Raw genomic sequence first — 24,840 nt, forward strand, 5'->3', positions numbered from 1 at the left:
CCACTCACCGGATCACACCTTCAAACGTCCTCGAAATCCCCGAACGGCATAATAGGAGGATGCGCCGTTGTGATAGGTAAAGACATGGTCGTAGCGGCGATCACAAAACAGGGCACCACCCCTTTTTCTGATTTCGGCCGGTGTCTTCACCCAGCTCGAGGTTTTCAGGTCGAATTCGCCGAGTTCCTGCAGCGCGCGATATTGTTCTTCCGTCAAAAGCTCGATGCCGATGGCGGCGGCCGCATCGACCGCGCTGCCCTCCGGCTTGTGCTCCTTGCGCTCATCGAGGGCCTGCCGGTCATAGCAGAGGCTCCGGCGGCCCTTGGGCGTTTCCGCCGAGCAGTCGCAGAAGATAATTTCACTCGTCGCTGCATCCTGGCCGATCACGTCCGGTTCGCCGCCCGTCCGTTCCATTTCGCCGAGGGCACGCAATTTTTCCGGGTTTGCTTCCAGGCGCGCCTGCACCTTGGCCCATTCGAGGCCCTTGTGGCGCTTCATATTGGCTTCGAAGCGAGCCTTCAGCACTTCCAACAAGCCCTGGTTGGCGTCCTTGCTCATCATGGCGGTCCTGCTTCCCCTCGAGGTATGGCCTCGTCCTGGCGCCGGATATCTAACGCACGAAATCCTGGCTGCGATATCCCTGCGCATAGAGCAGCGCGGTCAGATCGCCGTGCTCCACGCGCATCCGCGCCGCGGCGGCGACAGCCGGCTTGGCGCGGTAGGCGACGCCGAGGCCCGCTTCGCCCAGCATGGCCAGATCATTGGCGCCATCGCCCACCGCCATGGTGTCGGAAGCCGCCAGCCCCCTCGCCTGCCTCAGACGTTCGAGATTGGCTCGCTTGGCCTCCTTGCCGAGAATCGGCTCGGCGACCTCGCCGGTGAGATAGCCATCCTTGACCACCAGGAGATTGGAATGATGCTCGTCAAAGCCGACCATCGCGCCGATCTTGGCGGTAAACAAGGTGAAGCCACCGGAAACCAGCGCCGTATAGGCCCCGTTCGCCCTGATGGTGCGCACCAGTTCGGGTCCGCCGGAGGTAAGTGTCAGGCGTTCCCGGATGACCTCGTCGGCGATGCTCTCCGGCAGTCCCTTCAGCAGGGCCACGCGCTCGCGCAGAGCGGGTTCGAAGGCGATCTCGCCGCGCATGGCACGCTCGGTAATTTCGGCCACCATCGCCTTGGCGCCGACGAAATCGGCCAGTTCGTCGATGCATTCCTGGCCGATCATGGTGGAGTCCATGTCGGCGAGGAAAAGATGCTTGCGTCGTCCCGCCGCTTCCTGCACCACCAGATCGACGACGATCCCCGCCAGGGCCTCGCGCAGGCGAGCCTCGATCTCGACGATCGGCGCGTCGGCGGCGCAGGCGATGTCGACGGCCACGTCGGCGGCCAGCACCGTAGGGGTACCGGGCGAGGCCAGCGCCTCGGCCGCGCGCGACAGGGCGTCGCCGTCGACGGCGGGGTGGTCCGGATGGGAGATCAGCGTGGCAACGAGGGACATGAGGACGGATATCCGGAGTGACGACCATTCGATATGACGCCGTGCTTCTCGCAGGTCCGACGGCGAGCGGCAAGTCGGCTCTGGCCCTGGCGCTCGCCGAGCGCTTCGCCGGCAGCGTCATCAATGCCGATTCCATGCAGGTCTATCGCGACCTTCATATACTCAGCGCCCGCCCCGACGCCGGTGAGACGGCGCGTGCGCCCCATTTGCTCTATGGCCATGTCGATGGCGCCATCAACTATTCGGTGGGGCGCTGGCGCGAGGACGCAGCCGCCGCGCTGGACGGCGTCCGGAGGCAGGAGCGCCTGCCCATCGTGATCGGCGGCACCGGTCTCTATTTCAAGGCGCTGGAGCGGGGGCTGGCCGAGATGCCGGCCGTTCCCGACCACATCCGCGACGCCGTACGCGGCAAGGCCGAAGGCATGGAAACCGAGGCCCTGCATGCCTGGCTGAACCAGAAGGATCCGGCCATGGCGAATCGCCTGCGGCCCAGCGATCGCCAGCGCCTGATCCGCGCCCTCGAAATTTTCGAGGCAACCGGCCGCTCACTGTCAGAATGGCAGAGCGAGCCGCACACGCCGCCCCTGTTCGATGCCGGCAAATGCCTGCGCCTCTTTCTCAGCCCGGAGCGTACCGAACTCTACGCCAGGATCGATCGCCGCTTCGACCTGATGGTCGGGCATGGTGCGATGGAAGAGGTTCGCGCGCTCGCCCAGCGCGGGCTCGATCCGGCCCTGCCCGTGATGCGCGCCCATGGCGTGCCGGGGCTCTGCCGCTATCTTGCCGGCGAGATCAGCCTCGATGAAGCCATTGCCGGTGCCAAGGCCGACACGCGCCATTACGCCAAGCGGCAATTCACCTGGTTCCGTCACCAGATGCCGGGCTGGCGCTTCGTCGAGCCTGCTCAGGCACTTGCGATTGCTTCTGACGCGCTGATGAACGAAATTTAACACGTGCCGCCGCAATCTTCGCCCGCCCCAGCCCGGCACCGGGTTTACATAGGAATTTCAAGGGGCTGCATATGAGCTTCCGCAGCCTGGCCATGTGAAAACGGCTTCGTTGGAACACCGCTCCGGTGATTTAGAGGCTTGTTTTCAAACATGGTTTCGGATTGATCGGGGGGGTTGCATTCCTATATGCAGCTTCTCTCCAGCTTATTCCGTTCTCTGGAATGGGCTTTCGTCCTGCTTTGGGCAGACGAACAATCAAAGGACCAAGACATGCCTTGGAGTAACCAGAGCGGCGGTGGTGGCCCCTGGGGTAGCGGTGGCGGCAACAGCGGGGGCGGGCGTCCGGGGGGCGGCGGCCCCTGGGGTGGTGGTCCATCCGGCGGTTCGCAGCCCCCCGATCTCGAAGACTGGCTTCGCCGCAGCAAGGACGGCCTCAAAAATCTCCAGGGCGGCGGTGGCTTCACGCCGCGCAACATCGCCATCGGCGCGGTGGCGCTGATCGGCCTTTGGCTCCTCACCGGTTTCTATCGCGTGCAGCCCAACGAGGTCGGCCTCAATCTCGTCTTCGGCAAATATGTTTCGTTGAGCCCGCCGGGCCTGCGCTACAACGTGCCCTATCCGATCGGCACGGTCGAAAAGCCCACCGTGACCAATGTCGAGACGATCAATATCGGCACGCGCGGCGACAGCGACAGCGCCAATGAAATGCTGACCGGCGACGAGAACCTCGTCAATATCGGCTTCACCGTGCAGTGGCAGATCAACCCGGCTGCCCCGCAGGATTACGCCTTCAACCTGTCCAACCCCCGCGGCACGATCCGCGCCGTGGCGGAGAGCGCCATGCGCGAAGCCATCGGCCAGCGCAACATCACGCCGATCCTGACCGGCGATCGCCAGGCGATCGAGCAGCAGGTGCAGAGCGAGATGCAGCGGGCCCTCGACAGCTACAGGGCCGGCGTACTGGTTCGCCTGGTGCAGTTGCAGAATGTCGATCCGCCGCCCCAGGTGATCGATGCCTTCCGTGACGTCCAGGCCGCACGCGCCGACCAGGAAAACACCATCAACCAGGCGCAGGTCTATGCCAACAAGGTGATCCCGGAAGCAGGCGGTGAAGCCGCCCGTATCACCCAGGCTGCCGAAGCCTATCGTGCGCGCACTGTCGCCGAAGCCACCGGTGAGGCATCACGCTTCAACGAAGTCTACAGTGCCTATCAGAAGGCTCCTGTGGTCACCCGCGAACGCATGTATCTGGAAGCCATGACCTCCATCCTCACCGATACGAACAAGGTGATCTTGGACAGCAAGACGCAAGGCCAGGGTGTGGTGCCCTATCTGCCGCTCGACCGCCTGCTCAATCGGCCGACCGGCACGGCACAACCCCAGCAGGGAGCGCCGCAATGAGATCTCCGCTTGGAACCATTGCCCTGATCGCGACCGGCGTCGTCCTGGTCCTGGTCTATCTGTCGGCCTATACGGTGACGCCGCGCGACTACGCCCTGCCCCTGCGCTTCGGCGAGCCGCAGCCGGCCAAGACCCAGCCCGGTCTTTACTGGAAGTGGCCCTTCATCGAGAACGTCGAGTACATCAACAAGCAGGTACTCGACCTCGACAGCCTGCCGCAGGAAGTCATCGCCAGCGATCAGAAGCGCCTGAAGGTCGATGCCTTCGCCCGCTATCGCGTCTCGGACCCTCTGCGCTTCTTCCAGACTTCGCGTTCGGAGAAGGGGGCGGAGCTGCAGCTTTCCTCGATCCTGTCCTCGGCGGTCCGCCGGGTTCTCGGCCAGTCGACCTTCGCCGCCGTCGTGCGTGACCAGCGTACCGCGCTGATGGAGAAGATCCGTGCCGAAGTGAATCGTGAAGCTGCCGGCCTCGGCATCGAGGTGGTCGACGTGCGCATCCGCGGCGCCGACCTGCCGCAGGCCAACTCCGAAGCCGTCTACAAGCGCATGCAGTCGCAGCGCCAGACGGAGGCGCAGCAGATTCGCTCGCAGGGCACGCAGCAGGCGCAGGTCATCCGCTCCGACGCCGACCGTCAGGTCGCCAAGATCCTCGGCGAGGCGCGCGGCAAGGCGGCGGAGACGACCGGCCAGGCCGACTCGGCCCGTATCAAGATCCTGGCCGACGCCTACAACAAGGATCCGGAATTCTTCCAGTTCTACCTGTCGATGCGGAACTATGTCGACGCGATGAAGCCTGACAACACACAGGTCTTCATCAGCCCGGACTGGGATTACTTCCGTTATCTGCGTTCGCCGGCGGCCCCTACGGGAACACCGGCGTCTCCGGCCCCGGCTCCTCAGGCGCCTCCGGCGCAATAGGCTTGACGCCGGCTCCATATAAAGCTCCATTGCGCCGGCCGCTTCGTTGCGGCCGGCGTTTTCATAGGACCGCCGCGAGCCTTCACCGGCCGGCTTTGCCCAGGATCGCAAACCGTCGGAGGGTTCGGGGGCGGTTCACATAATGTGTGGGGCGGATGGATAGTTTCTCTTTCGGTGATTTCATCACGGCGCTCGGACTGGCCTTTGCGATCGAAGGGTTGTTCTTCCTGGCCTTTCCCGATCCGGTACGGCGCATGATGGTCTCGGTCGCCAACTCTCCCAACGCGCAGCTCCGCCTCGCCGGTTTCATTTCCGCCATCATAGGTATCATCATCATCTGGGCCGTCAGAGGCATGTGAACGTGCCGGCTTGGTAGCGGGACACCATGGCGCCCAAAGCACGGCCCATCCTGTTGCAGACGAAACTGACAAGCCCCAACGTTGTGCGAACTTGCGAGTACGTCACGCTCACGCCGCATTCCGCGCTTGAAATTCAACCCGACCGCGCCCCACATCAACACCGATGCGGGTGACCATCCGAGGACTTGATGCCGATTCAACTCAACACCCTGATGCGCCGCAGCGGCGCCGTTGCCATCGCCGCACTCATTGCCGCCAGCCCGGCTACCTTGGTGGCGCCGCCGGCCATGGCCGCGGCAGGACCGCCCTCCGTTGCCGACCTCTCGGCCGAGTTGATCGATGCCGTGGTCAACATCTCGACGTCGCAGACGGTGGCCTCCGGCAACAATGACGAGGAAGGCGAGGACGAGCCGCGGGCACCGATGCCGAAGCTGCCGCCGGGATCGCCTTTCGAGGAGTTCTTCAACCAGTTCTTCAACAACAAGGACGGCAGGGGCCCTCAGCGTCCGAGAAAGACCGAGGCGCTCGGCTCGGGCTTCGTCATCGACCCCAGCGGTATCATCGTCACCAACAACCACGTCATCGACGATGCCGACGACATCGAGGTCAATTTCAACGACGGCTCCAAGCTCAAAGCCAAGCTGCTCGGACGCGACAAGAAGGTCGATGTGGCCGTGCTCAAGGTCGACCCGCCCAAGCCGCTGAAGGCGGTAAAGTTCGCCGATAGCGACAAGGTCCGCGTCGGCGACTGGGCCATGGCGATCGGCAATCCCTTCGGCCTGTCGAGCACGGTGACGCTGGGCATCATCTCGGCCCGCAACCGCGATATCAATTCAGGCCCTTACGACAATTACCTGCAGACGGACGCTGCCATCAACAAGGGTAACTCCGGCGGGCCGCTCTTCGACATGGATGGCGGGGTCATCGGCATCAACACCGCCATCATTTCGCCGACGGGCGGCTCGATCGGCCTCGGCTTCTCCATGCCGTCGGCGACGGTGCAGCCGGTGATCGAGCAGCTTCGGCTCTATGGCGAGACGCGGCGCGGCTGGCTGGGCGTGCGCATCCAGGCCGTGAGCGACGACATTGCCGAAAGTCTCGGCATGCAGAAGGCCCAGGGTGCGTTGATCGCCGGCGTCGACGACAAGGGACCGGCCAAGCCGGCCGGTATCGAGCCAGGTGACGTGATCCTGAAATTCGACGGCCACGACATCAAGGAAATGCGGGACCTGCCCCGTCTCGTCGCCGACACGCCGGTGGACAAGAAGGTCGAGGTGGTGATCCTGCGCAAGGGCCAGACCCTGACCAAGACCGTGACCGTCGCCCGCCTCGACGAGAGCGATACGGCCATCAAGGCGTCCACCCGCGGCACCGAAACGCCCGAAAAGCCGAAGATCACCAAGGCCCTCGGCCTCGAAATGTCCGGCATCACCAAGGAGCTGCGCGACAAATACAAGCTTGCCAACGACGCCAAGGGCGTGGTGGTGACCAAAGTGGAGAATGGCTCTTCGGCCGAGGACAAGCAGGTCAGGGTCGGCGACGTCATCCTGCAGGTCGGTCAGCAGGCCGTCTCCAACCCCGAGGATGTGAGCAAGCGCATCGAGGAGTTGAAGAAATCCGGCACCAAGCAGGCTCTGCTGCTGCTGTCGAATGCCCAGGGCGAACTGCGCTTCGTGGCACTGGCGCTGAACTGAGCCGATTCACCTCGGCGAAAGTAAAAGGGTCCTCCGCTCGGAAGGACCCTTTTCTCATTCGAAGGCCGGCTGGGCGCCAAGGCCATTGAGCCGCCGCGCCTCGCCCGCTTTCAATACAGAACTTGGGGCAACACGAAAGTGGGCTGGGCCGCAGTCCCAGCCGACAGCAAGCCTGGGGCGATGCGGAGCCAAAGTGCAGCCGCCCTCGCCGCGCCGCCTACTTTTTCTTGCGGAAATGATCGAGGCTGATGATCTTCTCGCTTTCGGCGGGGCGTTCGTCCTCGCCGCCCGCGTCTGCCGTCGCCGGCTCCTCCGCGGGAGGGCTGGCCTTCTTGCGGGAAGGCTTGGCCGCAGCTTCTTTGGTTCCCGTCTCCTTGGCCGGCGCACCCTTGCTCGCCTCGCCCTCGTCACCACGCGGAACCGCGCGGATCGCAGCCGGTGCCGATGCGGGTGCAACTTCCTCTTCCGCCTCGCCCTCGTCGACCTCGAACTTAACGCCGAAATCCACCGACGGATCGAAGAAGGCCGTCATGGCGGCGAAAGGCACGACCAGCCGCTCGGGAGCGTTGCCGAAAGACAGCCCCACCTCGAAGCCGTAGTCACTGACGGTCAAGTCCCAGAACTGGTGCTGGAGAACAATGGTGATCTCCTCCGGAAACTTTTCCGCCAGGCGGGCCGGAATGCTGACACCGGGGAACTGGGTCTTGAAGGAGATGAAGAAATGATGGTCGCCCGGCAGTCCGACGCGCGCAGCATCGGCCAATACGCGGCGAACCATGCCGCGCAGCGCATCCTGAGTGAGAAGATCATAACGGATATGGTCAATACTCATCGCGCAATTTCTTACCAGGCCAGCTCTATTACGTCAGCCCGCTGGCACATGCACACCCCGCAGACCGCATCTTCGGATGGCCTGCAGGCAGACCGGAATGAAGTGGAGGCTTCTGTTGCCAGGTGCCTCCGGACCCCGCCTGCCGGTGCTACCCGTCAGGACTTGATTTCGGTCTAGTTACCGCTTACGCGGCAACCGCAACCGGAGCATAGTTGTCGTTGGCAACTATTGAAACGGCCCGATATCGGCGGAACCATGCCGAGCGAAAGCACACCCTTTACACCCTCGTCGATCCTGTTTCGCCCCCGCCGCAGCCCGCCCTGACGGGCTCTGGTGGAGGCGCCGGGTACTGCCCCCGGGTCCGATAGGTTTATTACGATGACCATTTATCGCCATAGCCGGCGCGAGCCGGCAAAGTGAATATAGGCTGCCTGTTCGGCAGAAAAAAGAGGCGATTGCGGTTTGACGGAGCTTTCCTCAGGCTTGGCATGCCTTATTTGAAGGAGAAGGGCATCTCGCCCTGCCGTTGCCGTCCATGTCCAGCGCGTCACTGCGGCCATGGACGGCCAATCGAAATGCCGAGTACGCACCGCCATGCGCGCCCCGAATCGAGGGCCTGATCGCATGAGGCCAGTCGCAGGAGACCATCATGACCGAAGCTGCCCCCACCCGCCAGGAGAGCGACTCCTTCGGGCCGATCGACGTTCCCGCCGCGCATTACTGGGGCGCCCAGACCCAGCGTTCGCTCGAGAATTTCCGCATCGGTGCCGAAAAGATGCCGCGCCCCCTGATCCATGCCCTCGGGCTGATCAAACTGGCGGCGGCTCGCGCCAACCGCGACCTCGGTGTGCTTGATTCCGCTCTGGCCGAGGCCATCGAGCGGGCCGCCCGCGAGGTGGCCGACGGCAAGCTGGACGATGAATTTCCCCTGATCGTCTGGCAGACGGGCTCCGGCACGCAGACCAACATGAACGCCAATGAGGTGATCTCGAACCGCGCCATCGAAATGCTCGGCGGCACCATGGGCTCCAAGAAGCCCGTGCATCCGAATGACCACGTCAATCGCGGCCAGTCTTCCAACGACACCTTTCCCACCGCCATGCATGTGGCCGCCGCCCGCGAGATCCATGACCGCCTGCTGCCGGCACTGCGTCATCTTGCCTCCGCCCTTGAGCAGAAGGCCGAGGCCTTCAAGGACATCATCAAGATCGGGCGGACCCATCTGCAGGACGCGACCCCGCTCTCGCTCGGCCAGGAATTCTCGGGCTATGCCACGCAATTGCAGCACGGCATCCGGCGGGTCGAGGCAGGCCTGGCGGAGTTGATGCCCCTGGCACAGGGAGGTACCGCAGTCGGTACCGGCCTCAACACCCGCGAGGGCTTCGCCGAACGGATCGCGGAAGAGCTTGCCGCCCTAACGGGCCTGCCCTTCGTTACCGCTCCCAACAAGTTCGAGGCCCTCGCCACGCATGACGCCCTGGTCTCGGCCCATGGCGCCCTGAATACCGTTGCGGTCAGCCTATTCAAGATCGCCAGCGACATCCGCCTGCTCGGCTCGGGCCCCAGGGCCGGCCTCGGCGAATTGATTCTGCCCGAAAACGAGCCGGGCTCCTCCATCATGCCGGGCAAGGTCAACCCCACACAATGCGAGGCGATGACCATGGTCTGCACCCGGGTGTTCGGCAATCAGAGCACCGTCACCTTTGCGGGCAGCCAGGGACATCTGGAACTGAACGTATTCAAGCCGGTGATTGCCGACGCCGTGCTGCAATCGATCCGGTTGCTTGCCGACGCGGCCAACAGCTTTACCGATCACTGCGTCAGCGGGATCGAAGCCGACACCTCCCGAATCAGCGATCTCGTGGCGCGTTCCCTGATGCTGGTGACCGCGCTAACGCCTGTCATCGGTTACGACAAGGCAGCTTATATTGCCAAAGCGGCGCACCGTAACGGTACCACTCTACTTCAGGAAATATTAGCCGCAAAAATAATGGACGAAAGAGCTTTTGAAAGTGCGATGAGCCTTGCACGGATGATAGCGCCCGATAAAGAATGACGGGACGTTGTTTTCTAATCAACGTATATGTCTTACAAGATGCGCCTCAATCGAGCTTCAAGTCGATATTGAAGTTGTTCACTTGAGAGAATGTTCCTTTCCGGTAAGCTGATGGCTGAGATCGTGAATTTGAGGAGAGTACGCAAGGCTCGGGCCAAGGCCGAAGCCGAGCAGGAAGCTGCTCGGAAACGCTCGATCCATGGCCTCTCGCGCATCGATAGAAAAAGGCTGCAGGCGGACAAGCAGGAGGCCGAAAGGCACCTCGACAGACACCGCCTGGAGCCCAATAATGTAGAGTGATGGGCTGTCATGAAAAGCAAAGTCGTTAAACGTTCGATCGTCATTGCCGGCCACAAGACGAGCGTGTCCCTTGAGGATGCCTTTTGGGAAACGTTGAAGGAACTGGCCGCCAAGCGCGATCTCACGCTTTCGGACGTCGTTGCCGAAATCGATGCCACGCGCGCCCAGGGAAATCTGTCTTCCGCAATTCGGCTCTTCGTCCTGGAAAATGTTCGCCGAGGATGAGGAGCGACTTGATTTAATACGCCCTGCGATCGTTTCCGCTCGATTGCGCGGGAAGCATGGATATTCGCCGGGATCGGCTTAACCCCTGCCCGATGCTTATCATCTCGGTGTAAGGGGCGGTCCTTACGGCAGGGGCGTCTTTCCTTTCAAACAAGAGAACGAGGGCCTTTTCGGGGCTCGGCCGTCATCGTGGCCGGATCAGCCGTCTTATTCATACTCGGCAACTATCGGTGTTATCGTACCTCTACTGATGTTGGAGCGTCCGTCGCAACCCGGCCTGCTGGGAAGACGGGCCTTCAGCCTCGTCTCAGGGACTCACGGGCGGTGACACGACGGGTGGCTGCGGCAGAGCCGGCCCGGCATTTGGCAGAAGCGGGGCCGGTACCACGGTGGTATGCCCGGGCGTCAGCGGCGAGGCCGGCAGGTTTTCCAGCGAAGGCAGTTTCACCGGCGGCACGCCGGGAAGGCCGGACGACGGCGCGAGCGGCATCCCCGCCCCGCCAGGTGCCGGCGTGACCGGCCCCAATTGCAGGGGCGGCAGGGTCTTTCGGCGGGCCTCCTCGATTGCCTTCTGCATCTTCAGGGCTTCCGCGCGTCGCGCGTCCTCCTGCGCCTTCTCCTCGATCCGCCGCTGCGCCTCCAATGCTTCGAGTTTGCGGGCCTGCTGCTCGACGCCGCGAATGCTGAGCCAGGCGACGAGGCTCGAAACGTCTACCTGCTTTCGCAACGCATCGAGGGTGCCGCGCAATTGCACCGGGATGGTTGGAGCCGGGCCGCCGAAGCCATCGGCGGGATTGGCGGGTGAAAGGGCGATATCGGCCTTCATCGTCAGATCCGAGAGATCCAGCAGGCCGGACAGGCTGACGCTGCCCTGGGCCGAAGTCGCCCTCGTCGAAGAGAGACGGAGGACGCCCCCTGCGAGCGTGAGATTGCCGGTGATCGTTCCTGTCTTCAGCGGGGCTTCGTCCAGACTGCGTTCGAAGGTCTCCCGAACGTGGCCGGCATCGCCGGAGAGCCCGCCATCCACCGCCGCCACCGTTTGACCGAAAGCATTTTCGGAGAGTCCAGCCAGCGATGCCTGGGCGATCTCGACAGTTCCCCCACCGGTCAGTGAGGACATCACGGCGTCGGGCGAACGGCCATTGCCTTGAAATTCGACGCCCATGGCCAGCTCACCAGAGAGCTGCCGCCCCTGCAGCGCGACCTTGCGCAGCGAGAAACGCCCGCTCGCGGCGGTATCGAGGGCTGCGTGGGAAAGCTGGAGGGCGCCGGTGACGTCGCCGCCGGCGAGTTTTGCTGCAAAATCGTCTACGGCAACCTTGCCATTGCCGAAATTCACCACCGCGCGCGCATCATCGAGGTCGGGCAGGCGCCGCGACAGACGCAGCGTCTTGGCCGAAACCGAGAGCCGGCCGGCCAGGGCATCGAAGGTTCCCGCGCCAAAGGCCTCGTCGGAAAAAGCATTGCCATTGGCGTTCCCGGCGCTCAGATCCGCTCCCGAGAACAGCGAACCGAGCAATTGCCCGTCTGCCTTGAGAAAATTCAGCCGCCCGTCGAGGCGTGCCGGCATGCCGGCATTGAGGGTGAGAGCGCCGCTGACCGGCATGCCGAGCACCGTTCCCGTCAGATCGTCGAAGACGTAGCGCCCTGCCCTGGCCCGAAAGCCGGTGTCGAGCGTGGCGCTCTGGGAGGGGACCACACCCGGAAGCGGCAGGTTCACCAGCTGGGCCGGCACCAGCGCATCGTCGGTGCTGGCGGTCAGGCGTCCGTCAAAGGCCGGTGCCTCGAAAGAGCCGGTCATCTTGCCGGTGCCGGACAGCTGTAGCCCAGCTCCTTCGAAACTGGCGTTCCAGCGCATCGCGCCATTGAGCGGCCCCGAAAGGGCCATCTCCAGCGAGGCGCGCCCCGGCACGGAACCCACCGTATAGTCGAGCCCGGCCTGGCGCATCAGCGTGGCAACGTCGAGACTGTCCGCCTTCACCCGGATATCGGCACTCTCTCCCGCCCCCTTGCCCGCGAATTGCGTATCGAGTTGCAGGACGCTGCCGCCGAATTTGCCGTCGACCGAATAACGCCGGGCCGCCCCGAAGGCGATGGAAAGGCTGGCATTGGCCGGTGAAAGCGCGGCCGCGCGGGCCGCGAAGGCATTGACCCAGAAAGCCGGCAGCGTGCTGCGCTTGAGCGTGGTCGCCAGGCCCGACAGGTCCTTGCCGTTCAGGACGATGCGGATCTCGCCCTGCGGCTCGGCGCCGATATTGTCGATGCGGCCATTGGCGGTGAGATTGGCGCCGCCGAGATCGCTGACGACCACGTCTTCCAATGCGATCAGCTTGCCGCCGGCCTTGATATGTCCGCTGACCGATTTGGCCTCGATTCCGGAGAGAGCCAAAGCCTCGGCCTTCAGGCGGATATCGGCTTCGCTGAACAGGTCGCTGCTACCGGGTAGAAGAGCGGCCACAGAGGGCAGCACGTCGAGATCGATGCGTTGGGCGGCGAGATTGGCTTCCACCCGGCCGGCGGAACGGCCATGCGCCAGACGGTTCCAGGCCAGCCTGCCCTTGACCGCGGCATCGTCGATGGCAAGCGTCAGCTGCGAAAAATCCACCTTGTCGGCGTCGGCGTCGAGGGCCGCCTTCAGGGATAGTTTGCGCGCGGCATCCGGCCGCCCCAGCACGGGCTGACCCTGCAGCCAGCCGATCAGGCCGGTGGCCCGATCCGATTTGAGGTCGAGATTGCCCCTGAAGCCGCCATCTTCGTCATTGACGTCACCAGCCAGCAAGAGATGGCTGCTGCCCGGCAGGTCCGCCTCGAGCCGATCGACCTGCAACTTCCCCTCGGTCACCCGGATGCTGGCCCGGGCCTTCTGGGTCAACTCGCCGCCCAGCATGAGGCCATCGGCGGCAAGATCGATCTGCGCGTTGGTGGCAGCTCCGGCAAGCGCCGGCATCGCCTTGGCGAGCCTGGCCAGCACGGCGGCCGGCGGCTGGCGTTTGTCGGGGCCGATACCGACGAAACGATCGAGTTCGAGCTGCTTGCCGGTCAAATTCGCTTCCAGGACCGGGGTGGCGCCGAAAGCCAGGTTGACGCTGCCGGCAAGCTTGAGGGCGCGCTCGTCCGGCCCAAGCTGGATCGCCACCTTGTCGGAGACCACGCCGGCCGGCGTTGCCGTTACCGGCCCCGACAAGCTCCAGGCCAGTTGCTCGCCGCTCGCCGGATCATCGGCGGCCCCCTCTCCTCCCGCCCGCGCCGAGAAAGTCGGACGCAACAGCGTTGCCATGCCGACAAAGGTCGGCTTGCCGCCCTGAAGCTTGACCTGACCATCGAGATCAAGCGTTACCGGCTTGTCCGCCGGCACGGCCGTGATACGCAGATTGAGGCTGCCCTTTTCGGCAACACCCGTGGCGATTTTCACCGTATGGGGCACGCCGGCGATCTTGATCCCGCCCTCGGCCTTGTAGGGACCGAGCACCGAGCCGGATTCACCGACCAGATTGATGCCTGTGAGGCTGATGTCCTGACCGTCGACCTTGTTGACATAGTGAAGCGAGCCGCCGCTGACCTCGAAGCTCTCGACCGCCGCCCCGAGCGACACCGGATATTTCGAGAGAGGCGCAATGGTTCCCTCATCGTCGGCCGTCACGGACAAGGCGGGATTGCGCACCACGACATTGGAAAGATCGACATCGCCCCGCAGCAGGCCACCCAGGCTGACATCACCGTCGATGCGGGCAACGTTCAGCTTGGTGGTGCCATAGGGGTCGCCGATGCTGACATCCGAGAGAGACAGCCAGGGCTGGGGCAGGAGGCGCGCCTCGATCGGACCCCGAATGATCACGGGCGTGCCGAAATGCTGCGTAAGGCGATTTCCGATGTCCTCGCGCCAGGCATTCCAGTCGACGTAGAGGGGCGCGGTGAACACGGCCGCGAACGCCACGATCAACAAAAAACCAATAACGGTGAGCGCCTCGCGCACGCCGCACGTCCTTTCCTACGCTTTTTGCGATCGGCCCTATCGTCGAGCATCGCAAAAATGCTTCCAAACAAGTGTTCGAGCAAATGTGTTCTCTCAGAACACGCCTTGCTCCCGAGCCGGAAACCCATCTCGTCCTAGCCGTCGGTCAGGTAATTCCGGTTTCGAGGCCCCTCCCCCACCAATCTCCGACCATACGCGAAAACCAAGGCGAGACGAAACCGGGAACGGGGAGAAACTATGGTCCCAGGTCACCGCGCGAGGCAGCAAACGGGCGGTCGCCGAGGCAGGATTCATGCCTACAAAATCTGAATATGAGCGGATTCGCGGGCAATTGTCTTACGAACGACTCGGCGTGTTCACATTTTCACCATTTCTTTAGATTTCATTAAGACCCGTACGAAATGTGTGATATGACATCCTCCGCCGGGATAAATGCGAAAGCATGAGCCGGTTGTGCTGTGCCTGGATGCTCCCCATACAAAAGAATGAGCAGCAGGCAAAAAGAGGGCGGTCGAATTCCTGGCCGTTCGTCACAACAGCGTCGCGTCAATAGAGGAACGGTATCTCTCGCTTTCAGTGAGGTGGGTACACAATGTTACGCTTGATCAGCTCCGTCGGAGTCGTATTGGCGTTAGGTGTCTTCGGCGCAGGCTTCTATACGGTTGGGACGAGTACGGGGCAGTCTCCGTTGGCCCGTAGCGAACCGACGAGCCGTGTAGCAGCCGCGAACATGCTGGTATTTCTTTCGGTGGACAAGCAAACACAGCAGGCAGGCTATCTCGACGGCCGGCCCGTCCCTTCCGGTTTGACGATGCCGATCATCGTCCGTGTCAAACCCAAGGACGCTACTGAAGGAAAGGCCGCTGGTCAGCCGGTGGTGGTGACGCCATAGGAGAGGATGGGTTTCACGGCTAAAGCGCTTTGCGATTGGACGGGATTGCCAAGAATCGCAAAGACGCGCTGAAACAGGAGCCAGAGCAGGAAAGCGTTCAACCATGAACGCACTTTGCTCAGGGAGGGACCCGGGCCGGAACCGTCTTCGAGCAACAGAGCTTGGCCTGATCGCAGGCAAGGCTCGACAGGCCCCCAAGCGGGTGCCCAAGATGAATGAAAACGACAGGCGGATGTTTCCAGAAGAAGCATCCGCCTGTTGCTTTTTGCAGCGGCGACCGGAGCCCACGGCTCGAAGGGGCATCCGGCTTCGTCATGCGCTCAATCCGGAAAGATCTTGCCTGGATTCATGATGCCGGCCGGGTCCAAGGCCCGCTTGATCGCCTGCATCGCCGCCAGAGCTGGAGCACCATGTTCGGCTTTGAGATATTTGCGCTTGCCCTGCCCCACGCCATGTTCGCCGGTACAGGTGCCTTCCATGGCAAGCGCCCGCTCCACCAGCCGTTCAAGGAAGCCCTCGCAGGCGGCGATCTCACTGGGATCGCTCATGTCGATCATCGGCTGCACGTGGAAATTGCCATCGCCGACATGGCCGACGATCGGGGCGATCAGGCCGGTGGCATCGATGTCCAGGCGGGTTTGCGCCACGCATTCGGCCAACCGCGACAGCGGCACGCAGACATCGGTGGCGACGATCTCGGCGCCTTGCCACATGGACTTGACCGCCCAATAGGCATTGTGACGCGCGGCCCAGAGCTTGGTTCGTTCCTCCGGCTTGGTGGCCCAGGTGAAGGGTCCGCCTCCGAACTCGGCCGCAATTTCCCCGAAGCGCTCGGCCTGCTCGGCCACGCCGGCGTCGCTGCCGTGGAACTCCAGGAACAGCATCGGCGTCTCGGGCAGGCCGAGGCCGGAATAGGCATTGGCCGCCTTCACCATCAAAGTATCGAGCAGTTCGATGCGCGCCACGGCAAGGCCGGACTGGATGGTGGCGATCACCGCATCGCAGGCGGCCTTCTCGCTGCCGAAGGGGCAGACGCCCGCGCTGATGGCCTCGGGTATGCCGTGCAGGCGCAGGGTCACTTCGGTGATGACGCCGAGCGTTCCCTCCGAACCGACGAGCAGGCGCGTGAGGTCATAGCCGGCCGAGCTCTTCTTGGCGCGGCTTGCGGTCGAGATGATCTCGCCATTGGCCAGCACCGCGCGCAGCGAAAGAACATTGTCTTTCATGGTGCCGTAGCGCACGGCGTTGGTGCCCGAAGCGCGCGTCGCCGCCATGCCGCCCAGCGAAGCGTCGGCGCCGGGATCGATGGGAAAGAACAGCCCCTGGTCGCGCAGATAGTCGTTGAGCTGCTTGCGCGTCACCCCCGGCTGCACCACGGCATCGAGGTCCTCGGCATGCACGGCGACGATGGCGTTCATGCGGCTGGTGTCGACGGAGATGCCGCCTTCCGGCGCATTGACATGTCCCTCCAAGCCCGTGCCGGTGCCATAGGGAATGATGGGCACGCCATGACGGGCACACAGCCGCACGATATCGGCCACTTCGCCTTCATTCTCCGGAAAGACCACGGCATCCGGCGCCTGGGCAGGCAGCCAGGTCAGCGTGCTCGCATGCTGGTCGCGCAGGGCCTGGCCCGCCGAAAAGCGCGGACCGAATTGGCTGGCGAGGGCATCGCAGACGGCAGCGAGGTCTTCGGGCTGGTAGCGCCGGGAATTTGCGCCGGAATTGACCATAATATGCTACTTTTTCTTGAGGTATGAGCCATTTGGCATACACTGACTGGGAAGGCCTGCGCCAGAGGGTATCGCGATCGTGATCGATCGCGCCCCGTATTCGGCGCGGACCGACCTGAAACGAAGCTGAATATCCGAGCCTGCCCAACAGGTTCGGATATTCAGTTTGAAGTGGGTGAGAGGAAACAAGATCTAAAGCGTTTGCGGCTAGAAGGAAGCCTGAAGGATCGCAAAGCGCTTTCGAAACAAGGAGTTAGAAGCCAAGGCGCGTTTTCGTCATGACGCGCTTTGCTCTAGTGGCGTGGGAGTGGAGATGTTTGACACCAGCAAATTGCCGGCATTGTTCTTCGCGCCCTTCGTGTCCTCGCCGATGCGCATCGAACCGCATTGGATCGACTATAACGGCCATCTGAACATGGCCTATTATCACGTGCTGTTCGACAATGCCCTCGGCGAAGCCTTGTCGCTCGTCGGCCTGGGAGAGGACTACATTCGCGAGCGCGGCATGTCGTTCTTTACCGGCGAAGTGCACGTCATCTACAAGCGTGAACTTCATCTCGACGACCCCGTGCGGGTACGCCTGCAGCTGGTCGGCTATGACGAAAAGCGCCTGCACATCTATGAAGAACTCTGCCACGCCACCGAGGGCTGGGTGTCGGCGACCTGCGAACTGATCTCCCTCAACGTCGACATGGCGACCCGGCGGGTGGCCCCCTTCCCGTGCGATATCATCGACAATCTCGCCGAGATGCGTTCCTCGCACGGCTATCTGCCCACGCCGGAAATCGTCGGCCGGGCGATCCGCACCCCTGCCCCGGTCAGCCGGCAATAGGCGCCGGGCGGCCAGGACTGCGCACCAGCAGCACCGGCCGATGCACCAGCGACACCAGCACGAAGCTGACGATCATCAGCAAATACCAGGCCCCGAGCTTGCCGGCGGACACCAGGGCAAAGCCGTGGCGCTGATTGGGGTAGATCCAGACCTGGCCGAAGCTGCCGATGTTCTCGGCGATCCAGATAAAGAAAGCCACGAGGAGGAAACCGAGCAGCAGCGGCATGGAACGCGGCTCGCGGTCCACCGTGAAATAGATCTGCGTGCGCCGGAACAGGACGGCGATGGCGGCAAACAGGCCGAGGCGGATGTCCGGCAGGAAATGGTGGGTAAAGAAATTCACATAGATCAGCGCGGCCAATAGGATGGTCCAGCGCATGCGCGGGTAGGAATTGTAGCGGAAATCGAACAGGCGGGCCGCGCGGGCGATGTAGCTGCCGACGGCTGAATACATGAAGCCTGAGAACAGCGGTACCTCACCGATCCTGAGCAGGCTCGGCTCGGGATAGGCCCAGGAACCGGCCTGCGTCTTGTAGATCTCCATGATGGTGCCGACGACATGAAAGACCGCGATCACGGCGGCCTCTTCCCAGGTCTCGAGCTTGAGCGCGAGCAACAGGCCTTGGATGCCCAACGCCGCAAAGCAGAGGAAATCGTAGCGGCTGAGCCAGGCGCCCTCGGGATAATACAGGCGGGTCGCCAGGATCAGGGCGAGAAAGGATCCGCCGAATAGGCAGGCCCAGGCCTGCTTGAGGCCGAAGAGCCAGAATTCGCGAAGGAAGAGCCTGAGCATTGCCATGGCCGATCCTTACATGGCTGTTTGCAGCCGCGATGCAGGCGCATTGATGCCCGCGTGAAATCGAGGTGCAGGATCGGCTGCTGCCGGGAGGAAATGGTATGCCGCCGCGCCGCCTTTTCCAGCAAAACGCCCAAATAATCACCACCAACGCCTTGAAACATAACCAATATTCTTGGCACGAAAATAACTTGCCTAAGGGCTTTGTCTGGGCGACACTTCCGGGATCGGCATTGGCGACAGACCTTGGGCGACAAGCCTCGCCCCCATAAAAGGCATAAGCGCCGGCCGGCCATTCAGAGAGACGGAAGGGTGCCAATCATGGACTGCCTGAAAGTATTTCAACGCGGCGGCCTTGCGGCCGCGGCGTTTGCTTTGCTCGTGGGAACCGCACCGGCTTCGGCGGCTCCACCGGAATCCTCGGATCCCATCAAGATCGCCCTGTTCGACTGGACCAGCGTCAATCTCAACGCCAAGATCCTGGGCGGCATCCTCGAGAAGCTCGGATACACCGTCGAATATCCGACTGCCGACTATCTCTCCAGCCTGACCACCGGCCTCACCAATGGAGACCTGACGCTCGGCGTCGAATTCTGGGACACTACGGCCGGCGAGGCCATGAAGGCCTCGGATGCCACCAAGCAGACCGAGCGGCTGGGCAAGCTCGGCCCCAAGGCCAAGGAGGAGTGGTGGTACCCGCTCTACATGAAGGAGAAATGCCCCGGCCTGCCCGACTGGAAGGCCCTGCTGGACCCCAAATGCGCCGAAGCCTTCTCCACGCCCGACACGGCTCCGAAGGGCCGCTATCTCGGCGGCCCTGTGACCTGGGAAGGCTTCGATGACGAGCGTGTCGCGGCCCTGAAGCTGCCCTTCACCGTCATTCATGCCGGCACCGATGGCGCCATGTTCGCCGAACTCGATTCCGCCTATCAGCGCAAGGCGCCGATCATGCTGTGGATCTATTCGCCGCATTGGGCCACGGCGAAATACCAGGGCGAATGGGTGAAATTTCCCGAATACGAACCTGCCTGCTACTCGGACCCGAAATGGGGCAGCAATCCGGATGCCAAATATGATTGCGGCAAGCCGCATGGCGAGATCTGGAAATATGCCTGGGCCGGCATGAAGGACAAATGGCCCGTGGCCTACAAGGTCGCCAAGGCCTACGCGATCGAAACCGACGAGCTCAACAAGCTGAGCGGCCAGGTGGATCTCGAAGGCAAGAGCCTTGACGAGGTCGCCGCCAAGTGGGTCACCGATCACGAGGCGACCTGGAAGGCCTGGGCGCAGTGAATCCCGTGGGCGGGCGGTGACGGACCTGCCGTGCCATGCCGCGCCGCTGCCGCCGTCTTTGCGGGCGGATCCGAAGATCCGCCCGTCGGCCACCCGATGCATTCAAGAGGTATCGATGCAAGGCGCGACCCCTTCGCCGGGCTCGGACGCCGCCACGCGAGCCGTGAAGCTCGCCTGCCGTGACGTCTGGAAGGTCTTCGGCCCCAATGCCGCCCGTGAGTTGGCACGGCACGGCCACCGACCGACGGATGAGGACCTCGCCAAGGCGAGCCTGGTCGCCGCCGTGCGCGAGGCCAGCCTGACCGTGCATGAGGGGGAGATCTTCATCATCATGGGATTGTCCGGCTCGGGCAAATCCACATTGCTGCGCTGCCTGGCCCGGTTGATCGAGCCGACCGCCGGCACGGTCGAGTTCGATGGCAGGGACCTGCTCAAGGCCAGCGAAGCGGAGATGATCGAGCTTCGCCGCCACAAGATGGGGATGGTGTTCCAGAACTTCGCGCTGCTGCCGCATCTGAGCGTGATCGAGAACGTCGCCTTCCCCCTTGCGGTCCAGGGCATTGCCAAGGCCGAGCGGCTGAAACGGGCCCAGGACATGGTGGACCTCGTCGGCCTGCGCGGCCGCGAAGGCTTCTATCCGCGCGAGCTCTCGGGCGGCCAGCAGCAGCGTGTCGGCATCGCCCGCAGCCTCGCCACCAAGCCCGAACTCTGGTTCCTCGATGAACCCTTTTCCGCGCTCGACCCGCTGATCCGCCGGGAGATGCAGGACGAACTCGTCCGGCTGCAGAAGGTGCTGCACAAGACCATCGTCTTCATCACGCACGACTTCGACGAGGCGATCCGCCTCGCCGATCGCGTCGCCATCATGAAGGATGGCGCCATCATCCAGACCGGCACCCCGGAGGAACTCGTCACCCGGCCGGCAACCGATTATGTGGCCGAGTTCACCCGCGACGTCCAACGGGCGAAAGTGGTCTCGGCGCGTGGCCTCATGCGGCCGCCCCGGCAGGGCTCCGCCTATGCCGGTCATCTCGCCCCGACGGACAAGGTTTCCTCTTTCGCCGCCGACGTCATCGCTGCCGCTGCTCCCTTCGCAGTCCGCGATCCCGCGGGCGTCCTGCTCGGCGAGGTCATGCCCGATGCCGTGCTCGACATCCTGACCGGTAACGACCAGCGCAGGAACGCCGCTTGAGCAAGCCAGCCCCCCTTTCCCTCGCTCAGCCGCAGGCATCGCCCGGCGGCTGGGTAACGGCCTGGGCCGCGATCTGGGGTCTCGGCTTCCTGTTCGCCATCACGCTGTATCTCACGAGGTCGGGTACCGGCTGGCTCGCCGCCTGGCCGGACGACTGGATCGTGCCCTTCGCGAGCTGGATGTCGGCCCTCATGGCCTGGATGAAAGGCAATCTGAGTTGGCTGACGCGGGCAATCGCCTCCATCCTCGACCTTCCTCTCCAGATCGCTTTCGGATTGCTGGCCAAGCCTTTGAAACTGTGGGGGATACCGCTACCGACACTGTCCTGGCTCGGTGTGATTTCGGCCGCGATCCTTGCCGGCCATGCAGCGGGAGGATTTCGGCTCGCGGCGCTGATGGCCGCCTGCTTTGGCTATATCGCCCTGTTCGGGCAATGGCAGGGAGCCATGCTCACCCTCGCCTTGATCCTGATTTCCGTGCCGCTCTGCGTGCTGACGGGCCTGCTTCTGGGCATCGCTGCCTGGCGTTTTCCGAAGCTGGAGAAACTGGCTGTTACGCCGGCGCTCGATCTGATGCAGACGATCCCGACCTTCGCCTATCTCATCCCCATGCTGATCCTGTTCGGCAACAGCCCGGTCTCGGCGATGATCGCCACCTCGATCTTCGCTACGCCGCCGATGGTGCGGGCCACCATGGTGGCCCTGTCGCGGATCCCGCCCGAAATCGCCGATTTTGCCGTAATGGCAGGCTGTACGCCGCGCCAGAAGCTCTGGCGCGTGTTGATCCCCACGGCGCGTCCCCTGCTGATGGTCGGCGTGAACCAGGTGATCATGCTGGCGCTCAACATGGTGATCATCTCCTCGATGATCGGCGCGGGCGGGCTCGGCTATGACGTGCTGCTGGCCCTGCGTGCCCTCAAGATCGGCCAGGGCATGGAGGCGGGCTTCGCCATCGTGGTGCTGGCCATCGCTCTCGACCGCCTTTCGCAGGCCTTCGCCCATCGTGGCGGACGGCCCGTGCATCATGAGGGCAGCGGGTTCGTCGCCCGCCATTCCCATCTCATCCTTGCCCTGGCGTTGCTGGCGGCAACCACGCTGGCGAGCCTCGTCCTGCCCGCTCTCGCCAAGATTCCGGCGAGCTGGACCTTGTCGACCGCGCCCTGGTGGAAGGCCGGCGTCGACTGGATCACCGTGCATTTCTTCGACGTGATCGAGACCCTGCGCGTCGGGCTGCTGGTCTATGTGCTCAACCCTGTCAGGGCCTTCTGCGAAGCCATTCCCTGGCTCGCCGCGCTGGTGCTGCTGGTGCTCGGCGGATACCGCCTGGCAGGCTGGCGCCTCGCCCTCCTCATCGGGGTGCTCATATTGTTCTGCGCCTCGTCCGGCCTGTGGCAGAAGACGATGTCGACCGTCTATCTCTGCGGGGTCTCGGCCATCCTCGCCATGCTGATCGGCATGCCGATCGGCGTCTGGGCCTCGCGCAGCGATCGGGTGTATCGCATCATCGAACCTGTCGTCGACACCCTGCAGACCCTGCCGTCCTTCTGCTTCATCATCCCGATCGTCATGCTGTTCCGGGTCGGCGATGTCACCGCCCTGATCGCAACGGTCTCCTTCGCCATCGTGCCGGCCATCCGCTATACCAATCACGGCCTGCGCCAGGTACCGCCCACCCTGATCGAGGCAGCCAAGACGGCCGGCTGCACGCGCTGGCAGACCTTCCGCCTGGTGCAATTGCCGATGGCGCTGCCGGAGATCATGCTCGGCATCAACCAGACCATCCTGCTCTCGCTCAGCATGATCATCATCTGCGCGATGATCGGCACCCGCGATCTCGGCCAGGAGGTCTTCATCGCCCTCGCCAAGGCGGATGCCGGTCGCGGCATCGTCGCGGGCCTCGCCATCGCCTTCATCGGCATCGTCGCCGACCGCCTGATCGGCGGCGCCAGCGCCAAGGCCCGCCAGCGCCTGGGGTGATGCTGCTGCCGCGATTGGGACTTCGATAAACGAGTGGCGCTGTCATCCCCGGCCGAGCGGCTTACGAGCATGGCGAGGAAGAGCGAGGGGAAGGGGATCCAGGGGATATAGCTCGAGGATTTGTCCCTGGATCCCCTTCCCTCGCCCCTGCGTGGCTCGCCGGGGATGACAACCCCATAGCGATTTACCTGCTCCTCAGGGTCTTCTTACCCACGTGCGGAACTCGCCAGGCCCCGCGCGCCGTCGAGCAGCGATTTCAGGCCGAAGCCGATGAAGACGACGCCGACGATCCTGGTCACCCACAGGCCATAACGCGCAAAGAAGGCCCGGACCGGCCCGAGGCCGATGGCGACATAGAGGATGAAGTCCGCCGCCACGAAGCCGAGAAAGGCGGCAGCGATCAGGCCTGGCGTCGCGGCCCAGGTGATGTGATCGCCATAGGGCGCCACCAGCGCCCCGAAGGTGGCGAGCGCCACCGGATAGGATTTCGGATTGGTGATGCCGAAGATCACGCCGTTGACCAGAGGCCGGTCGGCCCCGATCACGGCCGCCTTGCCGTCCCGGCGGGTCATCACGGCCCTTGCGCCCATATAGATCAGATAGAGCCCGCAGCAGATGCCGAGGATGTCGAACAGGGTCGGGCCGATCTGGCTCACGCCGACGATCGCCGCCAGAGCCGCCACCGACCACAGGATGTCGCCGACGAGATGCCCGGTCATGAACCAGGCGCCGGGCGTCCGGCCCTTGGCGGCGCCGAGCGCAAACAAAGCGAGGAAGGCCGGCCCGGGCGAAATCGTGTAGAGGAAGCCGGCAAAAAAGGTTGCGGCGAGCAGGGGAACATCGAACATGGGAATCGGCCTGGCGGGCTATAGGATTTGCCATTGCTGCACGGCCTGCGTCCCGGCGCAAGCGGCATGCGTTCCGTTCCCATCAAGCCCGCACAAGCCCCGTCATGTCCGCTTCCAACACCTCGGCACCTGTCTTTCTCCTCCTCGCGACCGGCACCTTTCTCGGCCTCTATTTTCCGCTCGGAAAATTATCCGGCGCAGCAGGAATACCGCCGGCCGTATGGACGCTGCTGATTTCAGCGGGCAGCGCCCTGGTCATCGGCGCCGTGCTGGCACTGCGCCGCGAGGCCCTGCCCCTGACGCCGCCCTTTCTGCGCTTCTACGCGATAGGCGGCATCATTTCCTACGCCCTGCCCAATTTCCTGGTCTATCTGATCATTCCGCATCTGGGCTCGGGCTACACGTCGATCATGTACACGCTGTCGCCGATCATCACCACGATCCTGGCGACGGCCCTGAATGCACGGCGCCCCAATCTGCTCGGCGTCTGCGGCATCCTGATCGGCTTCATCGGCGCCATGCTGATCGTGCTGGGCAAGGGCCGGGTGGGCGAAGTCAATGTCCTCTGGATCGGCATAGGTTTCCTCATCCCGCTGACGCTCGCCAGCGGCAATGTCTACCGCACTCTGGATTGGCCGCGGGGTGCCCGGCCCCTGGCCCTCGCAGCGGGCAGCAACCTCGCCGCCGCTTTGGTGATGTCGGCCGCCTTGCTCGCCACCAGCGGAGAGCTTGGCCTCGGCACGCTTGCCAACGCCCCGCTGGTCAGCCTGGCTCAGGTCGCGGTGAGTGCCGCCATGCTTGCCTTCTTCTTCCGGCTGCAGATGGCGGGCGGGCCGGTCTATCTCTCCCAGATCGGCTATGTCGCCGCCGCCCTGGGCCTCGGTGTCGGAACCTTCCTCCTGGGAGAACATTACGATTGGCTGACCTGGCTCGGTGCCGTGGTGATCACCGCCGGCGTGATCATCACCACCATCGCCCAGCGTGCTCCGGGGCAATGAGGGCCGCGACCGGATGGCCTCGCCTGTTGACGCAAAGCGCCGCGGACCGCTCGCAATCTCGACGCGGCTCCC

21 protein-coding genes and 1 other RNA gene are annotated in these 24,840 nt (G+C 63.6%); 14 read left to right on the forward strand and 8 right to left on the reverse strand.

Annotated elements, in window-relative coordinates; all coding sequences use genetic code 11:
- Positions 1 to 12 precede the first annotated feature (12 nt).
- Together C5L14_RS10715 and serB are read right to left on the reverse strand one after the other, a co-directional pair.
- Positions 13 to 561: a DUF4256 domain-containing protein gene (locus C5L14_RS10715; RefSeq protein WP_105862057.1), complete on the reverse strand. Its 549-nt coding sequence runs from the start codon at positions 559 to 561 to the stop codon at positions 13 to 15.
- A gap of 49 nt (positions 562 to 610) precedes the next feature.
- On the reverse strand, positions 611 to 1,501 hold the full coding sequence (gene serB / locus C5L14_RS10720) for a phosphoserine phosphatase SerB (protein ID WP_105862058.1): 891 nt from the start codon (positions 1,499 to 1,501) through the stop codon (positions 611 to 613).
- A gap of 17 nt (positions 1,502 to 1,518) precedes the next feature.
- Here serB and miaA point away from each other — a divergent pair, with 17 nt between their 5' ends.
- The 5 genes from miaA to C5L14_RS10745 all read left to right on the forward strand — a co-directional run bounded on the left by miaA (position 1,519) and on the right by C5L14_RS10745 (position 6,822).
- Positions 1,519 to 2,451, forward strand: coding sequence for a tRNA (adenosine(37)-N6)-dimethylallyltransferase MiaA (gene miaA / locus C5L14_RS10725; protein WP_105862059.1), 933 nt, complete (start codon positions 1,519 to 1,521; stop codon positions 2,449 to 2,451).
- Between the two features lie 270 nt (positions 2,452 to 2,721).
- The gene (gene hflK, locus C5L14_RS10730) at positions 2,722 to 3,852 is read left to right on the forward strand and encodes an FtsH protease activity modulator HflK (RefSeq protein ID WP_105862560.1); all 1,131 of its coding nucleotides are present in this window, start codon (positions 2,722 to 2,724) and stop codon (positions 3,850 to 3,852) included.
- Positions 3,849 to 4,769 (forward strand): protease modulator HflC, encoded by a 921-nt coding sequence (hflC, locus tag C5L14_RS10735; RefSeq protein ID WP_105862060.1) that lies wholly within the window; start codon positions 3,849 to 3,851, stop codon positions 4,767 to 4,769. The genes hflK and hflC overlap by 4 nt, the downstream gene beginning before the upstream one ends.
- A gap of 155 nt (positions 4,770 to 4,924) precedes the next feature.
- Entirely contained in the window at positions 4,925 to 5,128 is a 204-nt protein-coding gene (locus C5L14_RS10740; protein ID WP_105862061.1) for a DUF2065 domain-containing protein, read from the forward strand.
- A gap of 188 nt (positions 5,129 to 5,316) precedes the next feature.
- Positions 5,317 to 6,822 (forward strand): Do family serine endopeptidase, encoded by a 1,506-nt coding sequence (locus C5L14_RS10745; protein WP_105862062.1) that lies wholly within the window; start codon positions 5,317 to 5,319, stop codon positions 6,820 to 6,822.
- 217 nt (positions 6,823 to 7,039) lie between these two features.
- Here the strand turns inward: C5L14_RS10745 and C5L14_RS10750 are convergent, their stop codons facing one another.
- Together C5L14_RS10750 and ssrA are read right to left on the reverse strand one after the other, a co-directional pair.
- Entirely contained in the window at positions 7,040 to 7,654 is a 615-nt protein-coding gene (locus tag C5L14_RS10750) for an SspB family protein (protein ID WP_105862063.1), read from the reverse strand.
- A gap of 101 nt (positions 7,655 to 7,755) precedes the next feature.
- Positions 7,756 to 8,106: a transfer-messenger RNA gene (gene ssrA / locus C5L14_RS10755) on the reverse strand.
- 197 nt (positions 8,107 to 8,303) lie between these two features.
- On the opposite strand from ssrA, the gene fumC reads away from it, so the two are divergent.
- From fumC to C5L14_RS10770, 3 genes are all read left to right on the forward strand, one after another.
- Positions 8,304 to 9,710: a class II fumarate hydratase gene (fumC, locus tag C5L14_RS10760; protein ID WP_105862064.1), complete on the forward strand. Its 1,407-nt coding sequence runs from the start codon at positions 8,304 to 8,306 to the stop codon at positions 9,708 to 9,710.
- Between the two features lie 111 nt (positions 9,711 to 9,821).
- Positions 9,822 to 10,010 (forward strand): DUF4169 family protein, encoded by a 189-nt coding sequence (locus C5L14_RS10765; RefSeq protein WP_105862561.1) that lies wholly within the window; start codon positions 9,822 to 9,824, stop codon positions 10,008 to 10,010.
- Between the two features lie 9 nt (positions 10,011 to 10,019).
- Positions 10,020 to 10,235, forward strand: a complete 216-nt coding sequence (locus tag C5L14_RS10770) for a ribbon-helix-helix domain-containing protein (RefSeq protein WP_068282176.1) — start codon at positions 10,020 to 10,022, stop codon at positions 10,233 to 10,235.
- Positions 10,236 to 10,542: 307 nt separating this feature from the next.
- On the opposite strand, the gene C5L14_RS10775 is transcribed toward C5L14_RS10770, so the two are convergent.
- Positions 10,543 to 14,208, reverse strand: a complete 3,666-nt coding sequence (locus tag C5L14_RS10775; RefSeq protein ID WP_105862065.1) for an AsmA family protein — start codon at positions 14,206 to 14,208, stop codon at positions 10,543 to 10,545.
- A gap of 730 nt (positions 14,209 to 14,938) precedes the next feature.
- Between C5L14_RS10775 and C5L14_RS30320 the strand changes: the two genes are divergently transcribed.
- Positions 14,939 to 15,100 carry a hypothetical protein gene (locus C5L14_RS30320; protein ID WP_156771335.1) on the forward strand — a complete coding sequence of 54 codons (162 nt, stop codon included), beginning with the start codon at positions 14,939 to 14,941 and terminating at the stop codon, positions 15,098 to 15,100.
- Positions 15,101 to 15,420: 320 nt separating this feature from the next.
- Here C5L14_RS30320 and C5L14_RS10785 read toward each other — a convergent pair whose 3' ends face one another.
- The gene (locus C5L14_RS10785; protein ID WP_105862066.1) at positions 15,421 to 16,833 is read right to left on the reverse strand and encodes an FAD-binding oxidoreductase; all 1,413 of its coding nucleotides are present in this window, start codon (positions 16,831 to 16,833) and stop codon (positions 15,421 to 15,423) included.
- A 313-nt stretch (positions 16,834 to 17,146) separates the two neighbouring features.
- Between C5L14_RS10785 and C5L14_RS10790 the strand changes: the two genes are divergently transcribed.
- Entirely contained in the window at positions 17,147 to 17,665 is a 519-nt protein-coding gene (locus C5L14_RS10790) for a thioesterase family protein (RefSeq protein WP_105862067.1), read from the forward strand.
- On the opposite strand, the gene C5L14_RS10795 is transcribed toward C5L14_RS10790, so the two are convergent.
- The gene (locus tag C5L14_RS10795) at positions 17,652 to 18,464 is read right to left on the reverse strand and encodes a DUF817 domain-containing protein (protein WP_105862068.1); all 813 of its coding nucleotides are present in this window, start codon (positions 18,462 to 18,464) and stop codon (positions 17,652 to 17,654) included. The genes C5L14_RS10790 and C5L14_RS10795 overlap by 14 nt on opposite strands.
- Before the next feature lie 318 nt (positions 18,465 to 18,782).
- Between C5L14_RS10795 and C5L14_RS10800 the strand changes: the two genes are divergently transcribed.
- The 3 genes from C5L14_RS10800 to C5L14_RS10810 all read left to right on the forward strand — a co-directional run bounded on the left by C5L14_RS10800 (position 18,783) and on the right by C5L14_RS10810 (position 22,922).
- The gene (locus C5L14_RS10800) at positions 18,783 to 19,754 is read left to right on the forward strand and encodes an ABC transporter substrate-binding protein (RefSeq protein ID WP_105862069.1); all 972 of its coding nucleotides are present in this window, start codon (positions 18,783 to 18,785) and stop codon (positions 19,752 to 19,754) included.
- Between the two features lie 115 nt (positions 19,755 to 19,869).
- Positions 19,870 to 20,946 carry a quaternary amine ABC transporter ATP-binding protein gene (locus C5L14_RS10805; RefSeq protein ID WP_105862070.1) on the forward strand — a complete coding sequence of 359 codons (1,077 nt, stop codon included), beginning with the start codon at positions 19,870 to 19,872 and terminating at the stop codon, positions 20,944 to 20,946.
- Positions 20,943 to 22,922: an ABC transporter permease gene (locus tag C5L14_RS10810; protein WP_245443342.1), complete on the forward strand. Its 1,980-nt coding sequence runs from the start codon at positions 20,943 to 20,945 to the stop codon at positions 22,920 to 22,922. Before C5L14_RS10805 ends, C5L14_RS10810 begins: the two co-directional genes overlap by 4 nt.
- Positions 22,923 to 23,128: 206 nt before the next feature.
- Here C5L14_RS10810 and C5L14_RS10815 read toward each other — a convergent pair whose 3' ends face one another.
- Entirely contained in the window at positions 23,129 to 23,770 is a 642-nt protein-coding gene (locus C5L14_RS10815) for a LysE family translocator (protein WP_105862071.1), read from the reverse strand.
- A 104-nt stretch (positions 23,771 to 23,874) separates the two neighbouring features.
- On the opposite strand from C5L14_RS10815, the gene C5L14_RS10820 reads away from it, so the two are divergent.
- Entirely contained in the window at positions 23,875 to 24,768 is an 894-nt protein-coding gene (locus C5L14_RS10820) for a DMT family transporter (RefSeq protein ID WP_105862072.1), read from the forward strand.
- The last annotated feature ends 72 nt before the right edge of the window (positions 24,769 to 24,840 follow it).

It is taken from the genome of Labrys okinawensis (assembly GCF_002982075.1).
GTDB classification, from domain to species: domain Bacteria; phylum Pseudomonadota; class Alphaproteobacteria; order Rhizobiales; family Labraceae; genus Labrys; species Labrys okinawensis_A.